This is a genomic window from Blautia sp. RTP21359st1_E11_RTP21359_211015 (assembly GCF_040910705.1).
GTDB classification, from domain to species: Bacteria; Bacillota; Clostridia; order Lachnospirales; family Lachnospiraceae; genus Blautia_A; species Blautia_A fusiformis.
The window spans coordinates 12,800-34,051 of sequence record NZ_JBDGAB010000034.1 but is presented as its reverse complement, the minus strand read 5'-3'; the positions used below and the strand labels follow the sequence as shown (position 1 = coordinate 34,051).

General features: G+C 45.3%; 17 protein-coding genes. 7 read left to right on the top strand and 10 right to left on the bottom strand.

Features of this window, described 5'->3' with window-relative positions:
• Positions 1 to 48 precede the first annotated feature (48 nt).
• Positions 49 to 1,407, top strand: coding sequence for a M20 family metallopeptidase (locus tag AB5026_RS12235; RefSeq protein WP_022426237.1), 1,359 nt, complete (start codon positions 49 to 51; stop codon positions 1,405 to 1,407).
• Positions 1,408 to 1,427: 20 nt separating this feature from the next.
• Positions 1,428 to 1,841, top strand: coding sequence for a C-GCAxxG-C-C family protein (locus AB5026_RS12230; RefSeq protein ID WP_022426236.1), 414 nt, complete (start codon positions 1,428 to 1,430; stop codon positions 1,839 to 1,841).
• Positions 1,842 to 2,086: 245 nt separating this feature from the next.
• On the opposite strand, the gene AB5026_RS12225 is transcribed toward AB5026_RS12230, so the two are convergent.
• Positions 2,087 to 4,204, bottom strand: a complete 2,118-nt coding sequence (locus AB5026_RS12225; RefSeq protein ID WP_368213400.1) for a glycoside hydrolase family 36 protein — start codon at positions 4,202 to 4,204, stop codon at positions 2,087 to 2,089.
• A gap of 260 nt (positions 4,205 to 4,464) precedes the next feature.
• Here AB5026_RS12225 and AB5026_RS12220 point away from each other — a divergent pair, with 260 nt between their 5' ends.
• Entirely contained in the window at positions 4,465 to 5,412 is a 948-nt protein-coding gene (locus tag AB5026_RS12220) for an AraC family transcriptional regulator (RefSeq protein ID WP_118752894.1), read from the top strand.
• 181 nt (positions 5,413 to 5,593) lie between these two features.
• Here the strand turns inward: AB5026_RS12220 and AB5026_RS12215 are convergent, their stop codons facing one another.
• The 3 genes from AB5026_RS12215 to AB5026_RS12205 form a co-directional block, all read right to left on the bottom strand.
• Positions 5,594 to 7,669, bottom strand: a complete 2,076-nt coding sequence (locus AB5026_RS12215; protein ID WP_118752895.1) for a heavy metal translocating P-type ATPase — start codon at positions 7,667 to 7,669, stop codon at positions 5,594 to 5,596.
• 14 nt (positions 7,670 to 7,683) lie between these two features.
• Positions 7,684 to 8,016: a DUF6110 family protein gene (locus AB5026_RS12210; RefSeq protein ID WP_118752896.1), complete on the bottom strand. Its 333-nt coding sequence runs from the start codon at positions 8,014 to 8,016 to the stop codon at positions 7,684 to 7,686.
• Positions 8,017 to 8,275: 259 nt separating this feature from the next.
• Positions 8,276 to 8,734 carry a transcriptional repressor gene (locus AB5026_RS12205; RefSeq protein ID WP_021651932.1) on the bottom strand — a complete coding sequence of 153 codons (459 nt, stop codon included), beginning with the start codon at positions 8,732 to 8,734 and terminating at the stop codon, positions 8,276 to 8,278.
• A 331-nt stretch (positions 8,735 to 9,065) separates the two neighbouring features.
• On the opposite strand from AB5026_RS12205, the gene AB5026_RS12200 reads away from it, so the two are divergent.
• Positions 9,066 to 10,181: an ABC transporter ATP-binding protein gene (locus AB5026_RS12200; RefSeq protein WP_015527387.1), complete on the top strand. Its 1,116-nt coding sequence runs from the start codon at positions 9,066 to 9,068 to the stop codon at positions 10,179 to 10,181.
• A gap of 104 nt (positions 10,182 to 10,285) precedes the next feature.
• A complete protein-coding gene (locus tag AB5026_RS12195; protein WP_368213398.1) occupies positions 10,286 to 11,374 on the top strand; it encodes a PucR family transcriptional regulator in 1,089 nt (362 codons plus the stop codon).
• Between the two features lie 85 nt (positions 11,375 to 11,459).
• Here the strand turns inward: AB5026_RS12195 and AB5026_RS12190 are convergent, their stop codons facing one another.
• From AB5026_RS12190 to modA, 3 genes are all read right to left on the bottom strand, one after another.
• The gene (locus AB5026_RS12190) at positions 11,460 to 12,509 is read right to left on the bottom strand and encodes a sulfate/molybdate ABC transporter ATP-binding protein (RefSeq protein WP_110102790.1); all 1,050 of its coding nucleotides are present in this window, start codon (positions 12,507 to 12,509) and stop codon (positions 11,460 to 11,462) included.
• On the bottom strand, positions 12,509 to 13,204 hold the full coding sequence (gene modB / locus AB5026_RS12185; protein WP_015527390.1) for a molybdate ABC transporter permease subunit: 696 nt from the start codon (positions 13,202 to 13,204) through the stop codon (positions 12,509 to 12,511). The genes AB5026_RS12190 and modB overlap by 1 nt, the downstream gene beginning before the upstream one ends.
• Before the next feature lie 67 nt (positions 13,205 to 13,271).
• Positions 13,272 to 14,174, bottom strand: a complete 903-nt coding sequence (modA, locus tag AB5026_RS12180) for a molybdate ABC transporter substrate-binding protein (RefSeq protein ID WP_173722538.1) — start codon at positions 14,172 to 14,174, stop codon at positions 13,272 to 13,274.
• Positions 14,175 to 14,481: 307 nt separating this feature from the next.
• Here modA and AB5026_RS12175 point away from each other — a divergent pair, with 307 nt between their 5' ends.
• Both AB5026_RS12175 and AB5026_RS12170 read left to right on the top strand, forming a co-directional pair.
• Positions 14,482 to 14,694 (top strand): molybdopterin-binding protein, encoded by a 213-nt coding sequence (locus tag AB5026_RS12175; protein ID WP_015527392.1) that lies wholly within the window; start codon positions 14,482 to 14,484, stop codon positions 14,692 to 14,694.
• Positions 14,687 to 15,607 (top strand): helix-turn-helix transcriptional regulator, encoded by a 921-nt coding sequence (locus AB5026_RS12170; protein WP_147602835.1) that lies wholly within the window; start codon positions 14,687 to 14,689, stop codon positions 15,605 to 15,607. Before AB5026_RS12175 ends, AB5026_RS12170 begins: the two co-directional genes overlap by 8 nt.
• A gap of 139 nt (positions 15,608 to 15,746) precedes the next feature.
• Here AB5026_RS12170 and AB5026_RS12165 read toward each other — a convergent pair whose 3' ends face one another.
• Genes AB5026_RS12165 through AB5026_RS12155 form a run of 3 tightly spaced genes read right to left on the bottom strand, consistent with a single transcriptional unit; the run spans position 15,747 to position 21,234 of the window.
• Entirely contained in the window at positions 15,747 to 17,321 is a 1,575-nt protein-coding gene (locus AB5026_RS12165) for a serine hydrolase (protein WP_368213395.1), read from the bottom strand.
• A 52-nt stretch (positions 17,322 to 17,373) separates the two neighbouring features.
• A complete protein-coding gene (locus tag AB5026_RS12160; protein ID WP_173722536.1) occupies positions 17,374 to 18,450 on the bottom strand; it encodes an acyltransferase in 1,077 nt (358 codons plus the stop codon).
• 15 nt (positions 18,451 to 18,465) lie between these two features.
• Positions 18,466 to 21,234 (bottom strand): CDP-glycerol glycerophosphotransferase family protein, encoded by a 2,769-nt coding sequence (locus AB5026_RS12155; RefSeq protein WP_173722535.1) that lies wholly within the window; start codon positions 21,232 to 21,234, stop codon positions 18,466 to 18,468.
• Positions 21,235 to 21,252: the final 18 nt, after the last annotated feature.

Sequence of the window (21,252 nt, the reverse complement as noted above, 5' to 3'; positions counted from 1 at the left end):
GTTCCATCCTGTCACTTTCCGGAACGCTGTAAACAGGAGGAAATCAATATGGATATTAAAGAGGAAATCCACGCATTATCAGAAGAAATGCTCACAAATCTTGGCAGACTGGTTGCCATTGACTCCCAGCTCGGTACCCCTTCCGAGGGAAAACCATTTGGTGAGGGTCCTGCAAAAGCCCTGGAAGAGGGACTGAAGATTGCCGAAGAACTTGGCTTTAAAACCGTAAACCTGGATAACTACTGCGGTTATGCCGAAATGGGTGAGGGCGATGAGATCGTCGGCATCGCCGGTCATCTGGATATCGTTCCTGTAGGCGGAGACTGGACCTACGATCCGTTCCGCCTTACCCGTGAAGACGATCATGTATACGGCCGCGGGACCACTGATGACAAAGGCCCTATCCTGGAAGCGCTCTATGCCATGAAGCTTCTCCGCGACCACGGCGTGAAGCTGAACAAAAGAGTCCGCCTGATCATGGGCTGCAACGAGGAAACAGGTTCCAAATGTATGGATCACTACAATCAGGTAGCAGAAGAGCTTTCCTGCGGTTTCACACCGGATGCCAGCTTCCCGTGTATCCACGGTGAAAAAGGTCAGCTTGCCATGATCGCCTGCTCCAAAAACACCCGGATTATCTCCATGAACGGCGGTTTTGTATCCAATGCAATGTGTGACACCTGTACAACCATTGTTCCCGATGAGGACGGTCTGAAGGAAAAGCTGGAATCCGCACTTTCCCGGACGAAGCTCCAGGAATATAAGGTAACCGAAGAAAATGGTGAGCTCACCATCTACGCCAAAGGTATTCCGGCTCATGCCAGCACTCCCCATCTCGGTGTCAATGCTGCAGGAGTAACCTTTGAATGTCTGGCAAAAGCAGGCTTTGAAGATGACTTTGTGGAATTCTATAACTCCCATATCGGCACTGCATGTGACGGCTCCGGCATTGGTCTGAAATTTGCAGATGAATACGGCGATCTGACGTTATGCAACGGAATCGTAAAAACAGAAAACGGTGTCATTTCCTGTACCATCGATATCCGTGTTCCGGTAACTCTTAATGAGACCGATATCCGCAAAATGTGCCAGGACAGACTGGAAGATAAAAACGGTCGTATTGAGATCATAAAGGTTGTTGCTCCGTTATTCTTCCCAAGAGAATCTCCGCTGGTAAATGCTCTTTACAAAGCTTACACAGATGTGACCGGCGATACCGAACACAAACCAATGGTCATCGGAGGCGGCACTTACGCAAAATCCCTCAAAAACATCATAGCCTTCGGACCTGAAAAAGAGGGAATTGACTACCGTATCCACGGAGCCGATGAATTTATCCTGGTCTCCGGCATGGAAGAAGCAGTACTGATCTATATGGAAGCGATCAAAAATATGCTTGCGATCTGAAATCAGGAGGATAAGAAATCATGAGTACAAAAGCTGAACACGCTACAAAATTACACGAGAATGGCTGTAACTGTGCACAGGCAGTTGCCTGTTCTTTCTGCCAGGAATTTGGCATCGATGAAAACGAGATGTTCCGTATTGCCGAGGGCTTCGGCCTTGGAATGGGTGTTATGGAAATGTGCGGTGCTCTTTCCGGTATGGCTATGATCATCGGACTTTCCAACAGCCGCGGAAATACCGAAGAAGGTTCCGGCTCCAAAGGTGACACTTACAAAAAGCTCCGCACCTATATCCAGAAATTCAAAGAAAAAAACGGTTCCTGTATCTGCCGTGAATTAAAAGGTGTAGAGACAGGCAAGGTTCTCTGCAGCTGCCCGCAGTGTATCACCGATGCGGTTGCTCTTACAGAAGAATATCTTGCGGAAAACAGATAATCTCATAAAATAAAACAGCAGAATTGTATATTCCCTGTAATCCCGGGACATACAGCTCTGCTGTTTTCTGTTTCTATTCGCTTTTCACTGTCAGATCCTTCACCCATCTGTATTTCTTATAATTCAGGTACACAGCTGGGATCTTTGCAACTTCATCCAGACTGATGAGCTTTCTGGTAAAAATGCCGGCGCTCTTTTATTTTTGCCCACGCCTCTTCGTCAAACTTACGGTCTTTCCTGATTTTCTATTTCATCTCGATCTTAAACAGTCTGGCCGCTTTTTCCTGTGGCATCTTCACTACAAGATTTCCATTTTCGATCTTATATCCGCACATCTCTTCCTTCGGATAGATCACGGATACTCTGCGGACCTGCTCTGCATTTTCCAGCGGGATCACTGCTTCTGTTGTTCCCGGTGTCCATACCGAAAGATAGGTATTCTTCTCTGCTTTCACTCCGTAAGCAAGAACTTCAGATTTCAGAGTTCCAAAACCAAGCGGGAAGAACGGCACGCCGTCACGGACTTCCTCACGGATCTCCTTATACAGGGAGATTCCCTCCTTCATACGGTTCATGGAATTTTCGCCCAGCTTCCATACCATACCGCTGATATATGGGCGGAGAAGCATACCATTTACTACATTGTAGATCACATGCTCTTCTTCATCCTCATACGGATATACCCACATACCACCCTGCTCCGGAGTTACCGCACTGGCTACATTGGCAGCGATATTGGCATTGTAGAGATAATCTGTCTGATCACTGGTAGACTGCAGGCTTAAGATCTTCAGCATACCATAATCCATACGCTGTCCGCCGGAACCGCAGTTCTCCACAACAAGCTCCGGATGATCCCGGAAGATTTCCTCATACCACTGGTGAAGACATTCATAATGCTCACGGATGGCATCTGCACAGCTGTCACTGTTCAGATCACTTCCATATCCCATGGTTACGTTATAGTCCACTTTAAAGTACTCTACACCGTAATCATTGATCAATCTGTCTACTACATCACGGCAATATTTCCGTACCTCCGGATTGCGGAAATCCAGCATATAGCGTTTATTGTCAATGTGGCGTTTTCCATGACGGCAGACAAACCAGTCATCCGGAAGCTTGTTTGCCAGCTCGCAGGCAACTCCCATAACCTCGATTTCCAGCCAGAGTCCCATTTTCAGGCCTTTACTGTGTACATAATCGCAGACTTCTTTCAGACCATTGGGGAATCTTCCGGATGCTTCTTTCCATTCCCCGACACGGTCCCACCAGAATCCGTCGTCATACCAGCCTGCATCCAGGCAGTAATATTCGCATCCGAGCTCTGCTGCCTTGTCAATGATGGAAAGCTCCCGCTCCGTTGTAGGGTCTCCCATCAGGCAATTCATGTAATCATTAAATACCACGTTCAGCTTCTCATCGTCCGTATTCGGTCTGCGTACTTTTCTCCGATATCTGGTCAGTGCCGCTGCTGCCGGATTCAGGCCACCTTTTACAACCGCTGCCCCTGCCGGAACGGTTGTAAAGCTTTCTCCCGGTTTCAGATTCTTATACCAGCCATGCTCCTGCTCTGTGGCGCCGCTTAAGGCAAGATACAGATTTCCGCCCTGTGCAGAGCCATATTCTGCCAGCCACTGTCCGGAGCTTTCAATCTGGAAAATATACGTCTCCCCTGTTTCTCTGTCCTCGGCAATTCCCATGGGAAGATACTCACAGGTAGACCAGGTGCCCTTTCCACTGTAACAATAACGGTTCAGGCCATATCCCTGATGATTGAAGCCATCTACGACCATTCCGTTTAAATTCAGCGTTTCTGCATCGTATTTCTGCCACTGTGCCTCACAGCACCAGCTGTTAAACGGCACATAGATATCTGTTTTTTTATAATAAGGCTTCTCGCCGCCTCTGGAAATTCCCTGATACATAAAAGAAGAAACATAGGTCAGCCCCTGATCCTCGCTTCCCTCGTTGATGATCTCTGTCCAGGTCTGTACTGTCGGCACTCCGTCAAACAGGCGCATATGATATACTGCCTTCAGCTTTTCCGGGGAAATCATTACGATCTCCAGCTCTTTTCCGCCGGCCTGTGCCTTCAGCTCATGGTTCTCATAAACAAAATCCACAGAGGACTGATTGATGTTGTTTTTGTAGGCATGCATGTTTAAGCTTCCTGTGCCGCTTCTGTGGATCTCAACAGCCGGATAACAGATATCATCCTTCGGCTCCATGACTGCTTTTTTTACTTCCTGTGAAGAAAAATCTGCCAGCTCTACCACGCCGTTTTCCCGGATACGAAACTGGATATCCAGGCCATTCTCATGTAATTCGATCATTTTCATGTTTTCATTTCTATAGCTCATAGAAAATACCCTCCGTTTTTCTGATTCTGATCACAGTATAATATCTGTTTTTTTATAAGGTGACAGGTATCATCCCCTGAATGTAAAAATGCAATATATTGTCGTATTTATTTTTGCGTGATATACTGTTTGCTGACAGTAAAGAGTACAGTCAGTCAGACATGTAGGGCGATTTAATCGAATATCTGCATCTGTCCGACTCGCAATTTACAGCTGAAATATTTACATTCCGCTTCGCAGTATACTCAGGAGGTTTTTTCATGCCAGATATTTTCCAGGACTCTTCCCGATATTTCCATATTTCTGCTTTTTATGCTCTCTCCCTGCCTTATTATCATATGGAGCATCACACACATTCCAGCTATGAGATCATGTATATCACCTCCGGTTCCTGCCGGGTTTTCTGTCTGGATGGCACACAGGACACGGAATTCCCACTGAAATCCGGGCAATTTATCTTTATCCGGCCGGATGTACCTCACAGGCTGGAGATTCCGGATGGTTTTCCCTGCTCGATCCTGAATCTGGAATTTTCCCTTACTCCCGAAAAAAGTCCGGTTGCTCTGGAGCTTCTCCTGAAAAAGGATCCCGGATTTTCCTGGTTCTGGAATTTTACGGAAGCCTCCCAGGGCTTTTGCTCCGGCGCGGATTCCCGCAGCTTCGGATACAGCCTGAAGGATCTGCTCACCTTTTTACAACAAAATTCCGGTCAGATACAAAAGGAAGAATTTCTCTTCTTTCTTCTTTTCAGCCGCATGCTTACAGAGCTTGCATTCTGCGCCCGCTCCAGCCGGAGCCCCCAGGGAATCGTCTATCTGAAAAAAGCGCTCCGCTATATTGACGAGCATTATCTGGAAGACATTGATATTCCTGCTATCTCCGCATATGCAGGGATCAACAAATCCTACCTGCAGGCGCTCTTTACAGAAAAAAACGGCTGCACCATCAATACCTATATCAACCGCAAGCGTATGGAACAGGCCGCCTTTCTTCTGTGCAACAGTACTCTGCACATTACGGATATTGCCTTTTCTTCCGGATACAACAGCCGGCAGCATTTTGCACATACCTTCGAAAAATTTTATCATATGAGCCCCTCCAGGTACCGAAGCCTTCATACCCGGCCTCTCCGTTCGGATACCCAAAAGAAACGCTATCATATGACTGACGGACTGATGTTGGAAAGCGAACCCTTTCCTCAGGAATAAAACTTACTTCATACACCTACACCTTCAGGCTGATACCTGCGATCCACGTCTGAGCAGCCTAAAAAAGCCGGCCAGGTACGAAGCTCTTATCTCTTCGATAACCTGGCCGGCTTTTTATATTTATTGTCAAGCGGATATTCGCAATCCTACAGGGGACTTACTTGATTCGGTTAAAAATTTTCTATGGAAGCAGATTCTGCATACTCTTCAGGCTGATCGCCAGTGTGGAGGTATTATGCAGAAGTGCGGATGAAGTCGGCTGCAGGATACCTGCAACGCCACAGGCGATAAGACCTGCGTTAAAGGTAATAATAAAACGGTAATTGCGTCTGATACGCTTCATCAGTGCATTGCTGATCTCTTTCAGAACAACCAGCTCCTGAAGATCATCTGCACCTACAGTAATATCTGCAATCTCCCGGGCAATTTCAGCACCATCACTGATGGCGATACCGACATTGGCTGCGGAAAGTGCCGGAGAATCATTGATTCCGTCACCTACCATGATAACCTTTCTTCCGGCTGCCTTTTCTTTTTCGATGAAGTTGGCCTTATCCTCCGGAAGTACCTCGGAATAATATTCGTCCACTCCCACACGTCTGGCAATGGCTGCTGCTGTACGCTCACTGTCCCCTGTCATCATAACGATCTTGGAAATCCCTGCCCCACGCAGTGCTTCTACAGAAGCTTTCGCCTCCTCACGAAGAGGATCTTCAATACAGATCACGGCTGCAAGGCGTCCGTCAATGGCAAGATACAGATGGGAATACTCTTCCGGAATATTGTCGAATTTCTCCTTGCCATCCTCCGGGATCAGACATTTCTCATCTTCAAATACAAAGTGATAGCTTCCGATCACGGCCTTATGGTCTTCGATCGTAGTGGAAATTCCATGCGCTACTACATATTCAACCTTTGAATGCATCTCCTCATGGGCCAGATGCTTCTTCCTGGCAGCACTGACAACAGCCTTGGCCATGGAGTGTGGGAAATGCTCTTCCATACATGCGGCGATACGCAGCATCTCCTCCGGATCATTGTTGTCAAAAGGAACCACATCCACAACGGTTGGCTTCGCCTTTGTCAGAGTTCCTGTCTTATCAAATACGATGGTATCTGCCTCAGCCATTGCTTCCAGATATTTACCGCCCTTAACTGTAGCCTTATGTGTACCGGCCTCACGGATCGCAGACAATACAGAGATCGGCATTGCAAGCTTAAGCGCGCAGGAGAAATCCACCATCAGGATCGCAAGGGCCTTGGTGGCATTTCTGGTAAGGAGATATGTAAGTGCTGTTCCTCCAAGAGTATAGGGAACCAGCTTATCTGCCAGATGCTCTGCCTTTCCCTCCAAAGAAGATTTCAGCTTCTCAGACTCCTCGATCATGGTAACGATCTTGTCATAGCGGCTGGAACCACCTACCGTCTTTACGCGGATGGTGATCTCACCTTCCTCCACAACAGTGCCTGCATAGGCAACGCTGCCCTCTTTCTTGCATACAGGTACAGACTCACCGGTAAGAGAAGCCTGGTTGACCATAGCCTCTCCATCTGTAACACTTCCGTCAAAAGGAATTACGGTACCCATACGTACAACAACCTCATCTCCCGGCTGGACCTCTCCGGACTCTACCAAGATCTCCTGATCCTCTTTCTTCAGCCATACCCTGCCAACATTCAGGGACATGGTTCTTGCAAGATCACCTACGGATTTCTTGTGCGTCCACTCTTCCAGGATCTCTCCAATCCCAAGCAGGAACATGATGGAGCCTGCAGTACCAAAGTCCTGACGTAATACAGACACTCCAATTGCAGTGGCATCCAGGACCGGCACCTCGATCTTACGGTGAAGAAGTGTATCGATTCCCTTCCAGATATATTTCAGGGAAGTAGCTGTTGTATAAATGGCATTCAGCGGATATGGCAGAAAAAGCCTTCTTCCGTAATGGCAGATCACCTTGGAGATCAGCTTCTCCTGATATTCTGCATTCAGTGCTCTCCCTGAGCTCTGCAGCACCTGTGAAGGAACCTCTACATCCTGATAATGAAATTCGCTGATACCACGGATAACCGCAGCTCTGCTGCCCCGATAATTTACAACTGCGTCACAGGTTCTCTCATATACCTTGGCAGAAACCACTCCATCAAGATTCTCGAGATAATACAACAGCGTATCTGCCTGCCCGTAGCTCATCCTCTTCTGAGCAAGATGGATACGAAGCCGGCCTCTTGTCTCATGTTTGATATAAAATTTCACGGAAAATCGCCTCTTTACTCAGCTGTCTCTTCTGCTGTCTCTTCTGCTGTTTCTTTGAATGCATCCTCATCTGCAGTTTCCTCTGCTTCTGTCTCAACATCCTCTACAGCCTCTTCAGCTGCTGTTCTTTCCTCATTGATCTCCTTAGCTTCAGCATAAATATCTTCAGCATTCTCCTGAAGATTCGTAGCTGTTTTCATGATGCAGTCCTTAGCTCTTAAAACGGCTGCTGTGCATCCTGTGTAAAGCTTCTTCGCATCCTTGCTTGTGAGGATCTTGATTCCTGCTGTACCGAAAAGAACGCCTGCTGCAAAAAGTCCTGATTTCTTGAATTTAAAGTCTGCCATAATAATTTCCTCCTGATATATGATTTTTATTTTTTTCTGATTCCCGGTGAGGATTTTTCATGTCCGCCCCGATATTTTCATTATTATAAAATGTCTGTAAAAAAAAGTCCAGTGTTTTTTGTGTGAATTCAACACAATTCGTTAAATTTTCAGTTATTTTTGCCTAACAGTTAATTTTTACTAATAGTTTAATCTATCTAATTCTTAGTCTGTACAAACCTCTTCTTTCCTATTATATTGTGCCATAGCTTTTCCATACTCACCCGACCTCATGAACAGGCAGCAGCGCCAGGGTACGGATATTCTGTTCACTGATCTCCCCGCAGGCCCGAAGTCCTGCAAGAATCACTTCATTAAGCTTCTGTCCGGACAGATGGCATATCGTATCATCATCCAGTTCTACTGTGCAGACGCCTTTTGTGCTGCATGCCACGCGATACATATTCTTTCGGCTGATAGCACCAATGGATTCCAGCGTATTGACCATACGGTATACTGTAGCTACACCGATCTTCGGATCCAGTGCGGAAGCCCTGTAATAGATTTCCTTACAACAGGAGCACTCTCCCTCCAGGATAATGTCCAGAAGAATCTTTCTCTGTCTGGTGATGCGGAGCCCCTTCTCCTTCAGTTTCTCTATAATAAGATCCCTCTGCATCTCTGTATGTCGGTAGCATCCTGTTTTTTTCTCTTCTGTTTCGGCTTCTGCAATATGCATTCTGATCCCTCCTTTATTGAGAAAACTTTTCTTTTATCTAATAAGTTAGTATACTCCAACTTAGGTTAGTTGTAAATAACTCATTTGAACTTTTTTACATATTGAGGATTCTGCCTGAATACCATATAATGTTTCGTGAACCTGTACATAGGAAACCGTCGTTTTGACAAAATGACGAAAAATCCCCTTTCGTTTTTTCGTCAGAATGACAAGAAACTGCCGGAAACTTTGTAAGATTCAGCTCTAGCCCTTTTCTCTCATTTTCGATATACTGTTAACCAGCAAAGGAAATTACGTAAAAACAATATATTAATTTTGGAGGGAAACAACAATGGCAAGTTTATCATTATCTCACATTAATAAAACTTATCCGAACGGCTTCCAGGCAGTTAAAGATTTCAACCTGGAGATTGAAGACAAAGAATTCATCATCTTCGTAGGACCATCCGGATGTGGAAAATCTACAACACTTCGTATGATCGCAGGTCTTGAGGAGATCAGCGGTGGTACACTTAAGATCGGTGACAAAGTCATGAACGATGTTGAGCCTAAGGACCGTGATATCGCAATGGTATTCCAGAACTACGCTCTGTATCCTCATATGACAGTTTATGATAACATGGCATTCGGACTTAAGCTTCGTAAAGTTCCGAAGGACCAGATTGACAAGGCTGTTCGTGAAGCAGCAAGAATCCTTGACCTTGACAAGCTTCTTGATCGTAAACCGAAGGCTCTTTCCGGTGGTCAGAGACAGCGAGTTGCTATGGGACGTGCTATCGTTCGTAATCCTAAGGTATTCCTTATGGATGAGCCTCTTTCCAACCTGGATGCTAAGCTTCGTGTACAGATGCGTATCGAGATCTCTAAGATCCATCAGAGACTTGGTGCTACCATCATCTATGTAACACATGACCAGACAGAGGCTATGACACTTGGTACCAGAATCGTTGTTATGAAAGACGGTGTTGTTCAGCAGGTTGATACACCACAGAACCTGTATCAGAAACCAGGCAACCTCTTCGTTGCAGGATTCATGGGATCTCCGCAGATGAACTTCCTTGATGCTGTTATCTCCGAGAAAGGCGGCAATGTAGTTGCTACGATCGGTGGTGAGCATGAGGTTATTGTTCCGGCAGCTAAGGCTAAAGTCCTGAAAGACAAAGGCTATGTTGGAAAGAAAGTTGTTCTTGGTATCCGTCCTGAGGATATCCATGATTCTCAGATGTTCCTTGAGACATCTCCAAGCAAACCAATGAACTCCGTAGTTAAAGTTTACGAGCTTCTTGGTGCTGAAGTATTCCTGTACTTCGATGTTGACGGAACTCAGGTTACAGCACGAGTTGATCCTCGTACAACAGCTAAGACCGGTGATCCGATCAGATTTGCATTCGATATGGAGAAAGCTCACTTCTTCGACAAAGAGACAGAGCTTACTATCACAAACTAATTCTCGTCGAATCATAAAAACAGAATGTAACCCCGGGGGATATGATTTCCCGGGGTTTCTTTTTATTTCACTAGTTTTATTTCACATCAGAAAGGACGCTTTTTATGAAAATACAGCAAACAATTCAAAAATGTCTGGATGACTGGAACCGGATCAGCGGTCTTGATTTCTGTATTCTGGATGAAAATGACCAGATATACATTTCCACAGGGGACCGCCGACTTCCTTCTTCTGAAAAGCTTGCTCAGTTCCGGGAGGATCCTGCCTTATGCATCTCCAACCGCAGCTGCAGTCTGTACAAGCTGAACAACACACCTCAGAGCAATATGCTTCTGATCGTATGGGGCTCCGGAGAGCAGGCTTCTACCATCGGAGAGCTTGCTGTCTGCCAGGTAGAAAGTCTCCTCACTGCCTATACGGAAAAAACAGACAAGAACTCCTTTATGCAAAATCTTCTCCTGGACCGTTATTCCCAGGTAGAAGCTTTTAACAAGGCTGCCCGTCTTCATATTACACCTTCTGCCCGCCGTGCGGTATTTCTTGTGGAAACCAAGCAGCACAAGGACGAAAATGCCCTGGCTACCATCCGCAACATCTTTTCTGCCCGTACACGGGATTTTATCACTGCACTGGATGATTCCGGCATCATCGTAGTACGTGAGCTTCAGAGCACCGAAAGCTACGAAGAACTGGAGGGTATCGCATGCATGCTGGTGGATATGCTCAATACAGAGGCCATGACCTCTGCCTGGGTTTCCTACAGCAATGTTGCAGATGATATCATGGAGCTTTCCGATGCCTACAAGGAAGCCCGCACTGCTCTGGAGGTCGGCAAGATCTTTTATGCTGACAAAAACGTTTTCGGTTACAACCGTCTGGGCATCGGACGTCTGATCTATCAGCTTCCCACTCAGGTCTGCAACATGTTTGTAGGCGAGATCTTCGGAGAAGAATCCCTGGAATCTATTGACGACGAAACCCTCAATATCATCCGGACCTTCTTTGAAAATAACCTGAACCTTTCTGAAACCTCCAGACAGCTCTATGTGCACCGGAATACTCTGGTGTACCGTTTTGAAAAGCTGCAGAAGCGATTTGGCCTGGATATCCGTACCTTTGAGGATGCACTGGCCTTCAAGCTTGCCATGATGGTGTCCGATTACATCACCTATTCCGGAAATCATGGAAAATAGATTCTGCTCGTAAAAATCCATCAAAAATGCAGGAACACAAAAAATCCCCGGAAACAGCAAATAATGTCTGTTTCCGGGATTTTCTTTATTTCAGCAGCATCAGATGCTCCGGTGGAAGATACAGATATTCCGGAAGATCTTTATCCGGATCCTCCGTAAAGCTGTTTTTGGGACGCATCCACCATAATCCGGCAGCATTCTCTTCCGCTTTGTTCCGGATCATATACTGATGTTCAAATGTAGTTTCTATGTATTGGTCTACCTGCACTGCCATACAGTTCTCACCCGGCTCTGATTCCGGGCGGATCCAGTGGCCGCGGATCCCTACATGGGTAATATCCTCATCTACATTTTCTTCGGTATGGAGCTTCATTTTCCAGTCCGCCGCATAGATCTCGTGAGGTCCCAGCCTCTCCGCTCTGGAAAAATTCTTACAGCCGGTAAGCTTTGCTGCCTCCAGAAGTCCCGGTCTCTCAAACAGCTGCTTTGTCTCCCCAGTCACAAGGATCCTGCCTTCATGTACAATGGAAAGCTCCCTGCAGAATTTATAGGCCTCATCTCTGCTGTGTGTCACAAGGATCATATCTCCCGGATAGTCCTTGAGGAAATCCTGCATCTCCCGCTGGAGCACATCCTTCAGGTAACCGTCCAGTGCGGAAAACGGCTCATCCAGAAGAATAGCTTCCGGCTCTCCAATCATCATTCTGGCCAGTGCCACTCTCTGCTGCTGTCCGCCGGAAAGCTGTGAGGGCAGGCGCTTCTCCAGCCCCTCCAGATGATATCGCCGGATCAAATCTGCCACTTTTTCTCTGGCGGAGGATTTTTCCCCACGATAACCGCAGCGGATGTTCTGTTCCACTGTCATGGTTGGGAACAGCGCATAATTCTGAAACAGATATCCGATCCGTCGCTTCTGGGGTTTCAAATTGATCCCTTTTTCAGAATCAAACACTGTTTTTCCATTGATAACGATCCTTCCCTTATCCGGTGTTTCGATTCCTGCAATACAGCGTAAGGTCATGCTTTTTCCGCTGCCGGAAGCACCAAGAAGCCCAATGGCTGCCGAACTGCCTTCAAAATCTACCTTCAGGGAAAAATCACGGAAGTTTTTTTCGATATTTACTTTGACTGCCATCAGATCCACCTTCTTGTTTTCATACCTTTTCCGGATACGATATTGATCAGCGCTACGATCACAAAGGAGATCAGCACGATCACAACGACCCAGAATCCTGCAGTTCCGTAATTTCCGGCTGCTGTCTCTGATGCAATGGCAACAGAAACTGTTCTGGTTTTTCCAAGGATATTTCCGGCAAGCATGGAGGTTGCGCCATATTCTCCGATCGCACGTGCAAATGCCAGCACTGTTCCGGATGCGATCCCCGGTCCTGCCGCCGGCATGACTACCCGCCAGAATATCCGGCTGTCGCTCATCCCCAGAGTCTGGCCTGCATGGATAAGATTTATATCCACCTGTTCAAAAGCAGCCCGAGCATTGCGGTACATCAGCGGAAATGCGATCACTGCCGCTGCGACCACACAGCCCTTCCAGGTCTGCACGATCTTAATATCAAAATTATCCAGAAGAAAGCTTCCGAAGGGCCTTTTCAGACTGAAGATCAGTAGCAGAAAAAATCCAGCCACTGTAGGAGGAAGTACCAGCGGAAGAGTAAGGATCCCGTCCAGTACTGCTCTGGCTCCCGGCTTCAGTTTCATGATCTTTCGGGCACAGAATATTCCCAGAAAAAAAGCGATCACTGTGGCTGCCAGACCTGTTTTTAAGGAAATCCACAGAGGACTCCAGTTTATTTCTCTCAAAAATTCTGTCATATTTCATTCCTGTGCCGGCATTTACTGTGTTTCAATATTTACTGTCTGCCGGTTTTCTACACCATACTCATTTGGATGTGCTGTCTACGGAAGCTGTGCTGTCCTCAGCCTCCGTGTTGTCTGCAGAAACTTCTGTGGCATCCTCGGAATCCTCATCCTCATATGCTGTAAATCCATAGCCCTCAAATACCTTGATCGCTGCATCAGACTCTACATAATCAAGAAAAGCCTCTGCTGCCCTGGTATCGTCTTCCGATGCTTCCTTGTCCTCGATAAGTCCCACAGGATAAAGAACCGGCGTCTTAAGGCTGTCTGCCGGCGCCTCTGCGATGATATCTACTTTATCAGTAACAGACGCAGCATCTGTCGCATATACAACACCAACCTCATTGCTTCCTTCACTGACTGCTGCAAGTACATCCGTTACATTCTTACACTCGTTGATCTCCATTTTGTTTACATCGTCCATGATCCCAAGATTGTTAAAGATCTCACGGGCGTACTGTCCCACCGGAACATCCTCTCCTGCAAGCGCCATATTTTCAGCGTCTGTGATATTCTCGAATCCTGTTACCTTTGTCTCTCCGTCCTTTGGTCTGATCAGAACGACTTTGTTCTCAAGAAGATCCTTAACGGTGTCTTCCTTTGTCAGTTTTTCCTCTGTGAGGGCATCCATCTGTTTATCTGCTGCTGAAAAGAAAAGATCACAGCGTGCACCTTCCTCGATCTGTGTCTGCAGTGTACCTGAGCTGTCTGCACTGTAATAGATCGTTACATTCGGATAAAGCTCATTGAAATCCTTCTGGATCTCCTCCATGGAATTGCTGAGGCTGGCAGCAATAAATGCATAAACCTCTCCCTTCAGGTTCTCATCACCTTTCACTTCTGTGTCCGCCGCAAAAACAGTTCCGGTCATAAGGCCTGTTGTTAAAATTCCCGCGGTAAGGGCTGCTAAGATTTTTTTCTTCATCTTTTGTTTCTCTCCTTTTCCGTTTCGTTCAGTTTTGTTTAGTTTTGAATGGTTTTGTTTAATTTTACCGAAAGGAAAGTTTCTTGTCAAGCTATAAGGCATTGCTGTTTTTCTCTACAAGTGCTATCATAAATACATAGTTGACAAGCCAGGCGGATGTTCACGATCCGCTTCGTTTCTTATCATGAGTGGCTTACAGCACTCCTGATACAGACAAATCCCACACAAGGTTCATTGCTCTGCACAACGGAAGCAGAGAACTTGCCTGATCCGGTTCATTCAATATTCAAGAAAAGGAGAATTACTTATGAAACTCAGTGCACGTAATCAGTTAAAAGGAAAAATCATCAACATCAACCAGGGAGCTGTAAATTCCATCGTTTCCATCGATATCGGTGGTGGAAATATCATCACTGCTACCATCTCCTGTGCGGCGGTGGAAGAACTTGGACTGAAAGTAGGCTCTGATGCTTACGCAGTGATTAAGGCAACCAATGTTATGGTAGGTATCGATGAATAAAGTCTACACAGCACAGGAAGTTGCAGATAAACTAAAGATCAAAAAATCCACAGTATATGACCTGATCAAACGCGGAGAGCTTTCCTCCTCCAAAGTCGGCAAACAGCTGCGGGTCAGCGAGGAACAGCTGTCTCAGTATCTTAAGGGTTCGGAATGTTCTGCGTCTTCTGCTCAGTCTTATGATCACCAGCCGGAGAGTTCTCTTTTGAAAAGGGATTATCTTCTGCATTCCAGTGGACTGATCATCAGCGGACAGGCTTCTCCGGCTCTGGATTTTCTCCTAAATCAGCTTCCCACACACCCGGACAATCTGCCGGTTCTGCAGTCTCACATGAACACCTACAACGGACTGTATTCTCTCTATTTTGAAAAAGTCCACATTGCCTGTGCATCCGCCTCACCGGAAGATATCCATAGCCTTATACCCGGTATCCCACTGACTGTGATCTCTCTGTGTCAATATCCTGTCGGCTTCTATGTAAAAAAAGAAAATCCCAAGAATATCCGGGGATTTTCTGATCTTACACGGGCAGATATTATTTTTGTGAACCGCGAAAAAGGAAGCAGCCGTCGTATCCTTCTTGACCGTACACTTCTGTCTTCCGAAATTTCACCGGATTCCATATCCGGATATCGAAATGAGCTTGTTACCGATCACTCCACGGCTGCTGCAGTGGCTGGCGGACAGGCAGACATAGCTCTTGGCGAGGCCTGTGTAGCGAGAAGCTTTCCGGAGCTGGATTTTCTTCCTGTTTGCCAGGAATCACTCTTCCTGGTTATGCAGACCAAAAATCTGAGCACCCCCGGCTTTCAGGCCGTAGCGGAAACCATTGCATCCGAACCTTTCCGCCGGTTTTTAGCTCTTCAAACCGGATACGATACTACTAACACCGGAAATATCCGGCATATTTAGGGCTAAGAAAAACGCTTATGTAAAAAATTCTTCCACAACCATTTCTTTGATAATACAAAATCAGCCAGCACGTCAATGATCACTCCTTATTTTTGCCCAATTAAGGAAGTTTCTTGATCCTATGACTGCTGGCTGATCTTTATTTATTCAGATATTGATATACTCTTGAAGAAATCGAACGAATTCCGTACAGTAAATGATCTTCGGAAGCGCCTTCTGAAAATATACATAATACATAATTTGTTTTCTTTCCATAGACGATTGCCATATCATGCTGAACTGAGCTTGTCTCACCAGTTTTGTTCGCGCATACTATACCTGTCGGAAGACCTGATGGAATTTTGTATCGTTTCGTCTGATGCAGTAAAAGATTTAGCATTTCTCTGGAATACTGTTGAGAAACACACTGACCTCGATAGATTTTTTCTAAGAGTATCCCACAATCTTTTGCAGATGCCGTGTTACGCCAGCCATCACTGCTCCAGGCAGAAGAAGACGGATGCAGGGAACTGTGACAACCGGTATTTTTGTAACCGTTCTTTCGAAAATATTGGTTCACTACAGCCGTTCCTCCTACAAAGCTTCCGCCTCCCTGACGCCTTACCAGTTCATTATAACATTCATTATCACTGACGGTGATCATATCCCACAGCAAGCTGTACACACCGGAGCTGTATTGCATTTTTCCCTGACGGATCTGATCATAGACCGACGCCATCACAAATGCCTTGATCGTACTTGCCGGATACATTTCCCGATCATTTATGTTTACAACATTTCCTGTTTTCAGATCTTTTATATAAACAGACCAGTCTCCACCGTAGGCAGAAACAAAGCTCTCCAATTCCGATTTAAATGCACTTAGAGCATACTCTGATCTTGTACTTTTTCTTCCCTGCCAGTCCACATACTGACCATCCGGTGTTTTCATATTTTTCGCAATGGTTCCGTTCGATTTCAGGTAATAACCATCTTTCCACCGGTTCACCAGCATTTTTCCATTTTGGTCTACATAATATTGCTGGCCCTCACAGGTTACCCACCCTGCCTTCTGCACCATTCTTCCGTTATCATTGCCAAAATAATAAATTCCGTTAAACTTTTTTCCCTGAACTGTTTTGTTCACTTTATGAAAAGACGGACACATGCAGATTCTTCCGGTTCCATAGAAATAATAATAACCACCTTTAAAATTACGCCCACCGAATCTTCTCTGTCTTATATAGCGTACTGTTCCACGATCAGCCAGTTTTCCGTACGCTTCCACATAATAAATGCCTGCGATAATTTTTTTGCCCCGTACCTTCTGTTCAGCTATGTTTACAAAGCCACGCTCTCCCTTTGAAATTCTTCCATTGGAGTCTGTGATGTGGTATTTATCAAAGCGGACACCAGAAACTGTCTTTTTATCGAAATAATAAACGGATTGCTTTCTCAAAAGTTTTCCGTTTTTATCAAACATATAAAATCCTGTTTTTAAAAACTCTGTCTTTGGGATTGACAAATAACGTAATCCGGTAAGTTTTCGCTTATTAGAATCTTTCAAATACCAGTTCCCGCCAGATTTCTGAAGATAATTTCCACTGTTATCCCAAAATCGTACCGTTCTTTCAGCAGCCTCGACCTTTATCTCTGTACTTCTGGCACCAATAATACATCCAAAAACCACTACTAATATCAACCAATATATACAAACTGTTTTTTTTGCTTTCATACTTTAACAAGACCTGCCACAGACGATGGCAGGTCTTTCTCCTTTATCTTTATTATCCTATTTTCACACAGATGTTCTGGATCAGGCGGTTGTATCCGCTTACCTTTTTCAGCCATTCCAGCGCTATGGACACTGCCAGTGAAGCCAGCAGAAGCGTCAGTGTATTGGTCAGAAAATATCCACTCACATACACAAAAGAAGATTTTCTTATAAATGTATGTATCAGAAATATATTCATGGAATGTTTTCCGAGGAACAATAAAATCTGTCGCACTCCCGGAATGACATTAATAAATTCGCAGCAAAATGCCATAAATACAATTGGATACACACCCCAGTGGATCTCACTGTATACCGTCAGCGGCAAAGTTCTGTACGCTTTATACAAAATAAACACCGCAAGAAACTCCAGAAGAAATTTGAAAACATGCTTCATTCCAGCATTCCATATCTTAAACCATCGGTTAAACAGATCATACTTGGCTACACACATTCCCATGAGAAATACCGGTAAAAATGCATAAATACCCGTAATTCCCATAACCTCCAGGGAAATTATCCGTGGAAATGCCGCAACAGCCACAAGAATAAATACCAGATATTCTTCCTTTATCATAAACAGTGGCACACAGATGATAAAAATGATCGCCGCACTCATATACCACCAGGTTCCGTTCAGAGTCGAAGTTCCGAAAAGTTTCGCCAGACCAAAAAAATCCAGCACCATTGCGCTAACACCTTTGGCAATATTTCCGTTTCCGAAATATCTGGCCACGGCATAGCCGTTATAAAGCTGTGAGCTCACAACAGAAAGCCCCCATATAATCCAGAACCCTCCCATTGTTTTTATCAGTCTTTTGGCTGTCCACTTGCCAGGTGTAGAATTATTTTTTCTGTAACTGAGATACAGTCCGTATCCGGAAATAAATGCATAGATCGGTACACAGATCTTAAATGTTCTGCACAGATACATGATCCGATCTGCTGAAAACGGAGTGAAAACAACATTCAGCCCCTCAAATCTGTCTTGACTCAGATACATATGATGGAACAGCATTATAACAATGGCAATGCCCTTCATCGCCTGAGAATTATATTTATCAAACTTTATTGCCTGCTTTCCTTCCAAAATCCAACCTCCATATTACCGATTCTCGATGATCCTCTCATAAACTCGTTTGGAACAGTTACGGTCATTAAATGCAAAGGTCTCATCCATTCGTTTCCGATATTCCTCTTTCATCTGACAGCTGTCTGCCATATATTCGATGATCCGGTCCACAGTTCCGTCCAGTGTATGCTCCACCTCTCCGAAGCCATCTCTCTCATAGTCAAAGTATCCCTCTGTGTAGGAATGCGCGCCACTGAAAAAGCTGTCTCTGTCAAACTGGGAGTATACGATGGGTTTTCTCAAATATGCAAAATCAAAGGCAACCGAAGAATAGTCCGTGATCATCAGATCTGTCTGGGCAAAAATGTCCTTGTAGGAATAAGACGAATCCATAAATTTTACCCGTGGATCATGACGGAACATATGCAGACCGTCAATGGTATTTGGGTGAGGCATGAAGCAGATGGTATATCCGTACTTCTCTGCCGCTCCCAGAAGTCTTTCGTTGTTGAGAAGATCATCATAAAAATGGAAATATTCGCTTTCCTGAAATTCTTTTCCAAGCTGCCATACCCCTCTGGCATCGGTTCCTGAGGAAAGGCTTTTGCGCCAGGTAGGCATCACCGTCACATACTTACGCTCATCATGGACCAGACGGTCATAACGCGGCATTCCCGTAAGCCAGATATTTTTTTCCGGATAAAAATAGTCATAGGTAAAGGCAGAATCATATTCCGGCTTTGTGCTGACGATAAATCCGAAAAGATTACGGTTGTATTTGTTCAGCCACTTGGACTGGTTGTCTTTGGTCACACCATGCTGTAAAAATACCAGCTTTTTGTCATAGATGATATCGCGGTACAGATACTCCAGCTTTCCAAAAGGATTGATCACCGGTTTGTTAGCCTGGGAGGACAGTGAAAATTCATTCAGCAGGAACAGAAGCTTATGCTTCCAGGAGAAAGGCTCCACAACCTTTCCAAGCTTCTTCATTTCCACATAATCCTGTGTATCCTTGTTGACTACAAAGTACGGCTCCACCGTAGGGTCCGGATTGGCGCAGAGATAGCGGAACATCACTTCGCCGTTGTCATCTCCGCGTGTTGTACGATCGGAGATCAGCCAGATCTGCTTTTTCTGCTTTGCCTTCTGCATCTCGTAGAGCTTACGTACGAGAACTGCCTTTTTTCCGGCCTTTCCCTGAGAAAATATTGCTTTGGTGCGTTTTTTCTTCAGCTGTTTCTCCCTACTCTGACTGTATGGCTCTACCGTTACTTCATACTGATGGCCCAGAACCTTTGCATCTTCCTGATCCTCTCCACGGATCATCCGGACTTTTTCGTTAAGATACAGAAGCTTATCCTCTATATGCAGGAAAAGCGGCAGCTTCTTTGTAAATGGCACATATTTTCCGTAGGAAATATTGTACATTTTATTTATATGTCCATCTGTGCCTGTGCCCCAGCTGATAAACTCCCGGATCTCGGAAAGCGGAATGTCCACGATATACAGCTTCTCAACGGCACTTTCTTCTCTGCACCAGCCGGTTCTTTCCAGTGTATATTTCCATCTGGCTTCATAGGTGTTGCCACCAGTCATCATATATGCACGGTTTGTCCTGCTCACAGGCTCCACAATGGAAAATTCACAGTGCAGCTGGTCTTTTTCCGGCTGGAATATCTTGACACGGAGATTGTCATATATGGGATTCAGGATCGTGTCTGCCTGATCCGGAAATTTTTTGCATATATCCGGATAATATTTCCGGAGAAGATATACTTTGTTTGCCCTGCTGATATGCTGATTGGACATCACGATCTCCGGAAACTCCATCTGCTTCAGGAAGCTTTCGATACCTTCCTCATATCTGCACTTTTTCTCTTCATCAAGCTTCTCGTTATCAAATATGATATCAGCTATTTTTGCGCTGTAATACAGCAGCACATAATCTGCATTTTTTTCATGAACAGGATTTTCTTTTATTCTGCAGTCTGCGATCTTTCGGAAAAATTCCTGATAAAATACCTCCAGCTGGTCCGGATCCTGCAGCATATTCTTCCAGTCCTCCACCATGAGATGGTCCGCAAGGATCTGCACATAGATATCTTCCCCTGAAGCCACTCCCAGACTCCGGCAGCTTACAACGGACTGATATACCATGGTCATCACATCCAGATACCAGATCTCCGGACGGATCTCGGATACCCATTTCACCTGATCTGCGGCAAATGTGTAAGCGGTATACAGCTGATGCAGAAGATATACATTGTTATCCAGCGTTGTTTTTTCGGTGAAACGGTTACAGTAATTATTATGCTCCCGCACATAGATATTTCCTTTTCCACGGATCTTTGTTAGGACAACATCTCTGTTTTCTTCCTCAAAGCAGCGTCTGATCTCTGCACTGGATTTTGGGGAAAAACGGATTCCGGCTTTTGCAAAAACAACATAGCTTCCAGCTATCTTATCCTTCAGCTCCGCCACAAGATCCCCACATTCCAGTCCGTCAATATATAAAAGATCCCGGTCATCCAGCATCTCCCGGAAACGAGGATCCTCCGGATTGAACTCTCCGTAGATCTTATCCAGCTCTTCGTCCTTGAGCTCTTTCTCCTTTTCTCCGGCTTCCTCCAGCTCCCGCATGTCCCGTTCATCAGGAATATCCATATCTCCTGCAATGCATACTGCAAGGATCTGTACCGTTCCTTCCGGTGTGACCTCACGTACATTTTTAAAGGTTCTGTAAAGCTTTGCGGTATCTTTTGCAAAAACAACTACTGAAAATTCATACTCCCTGTTCATATTGCTCCTTTTGTATCC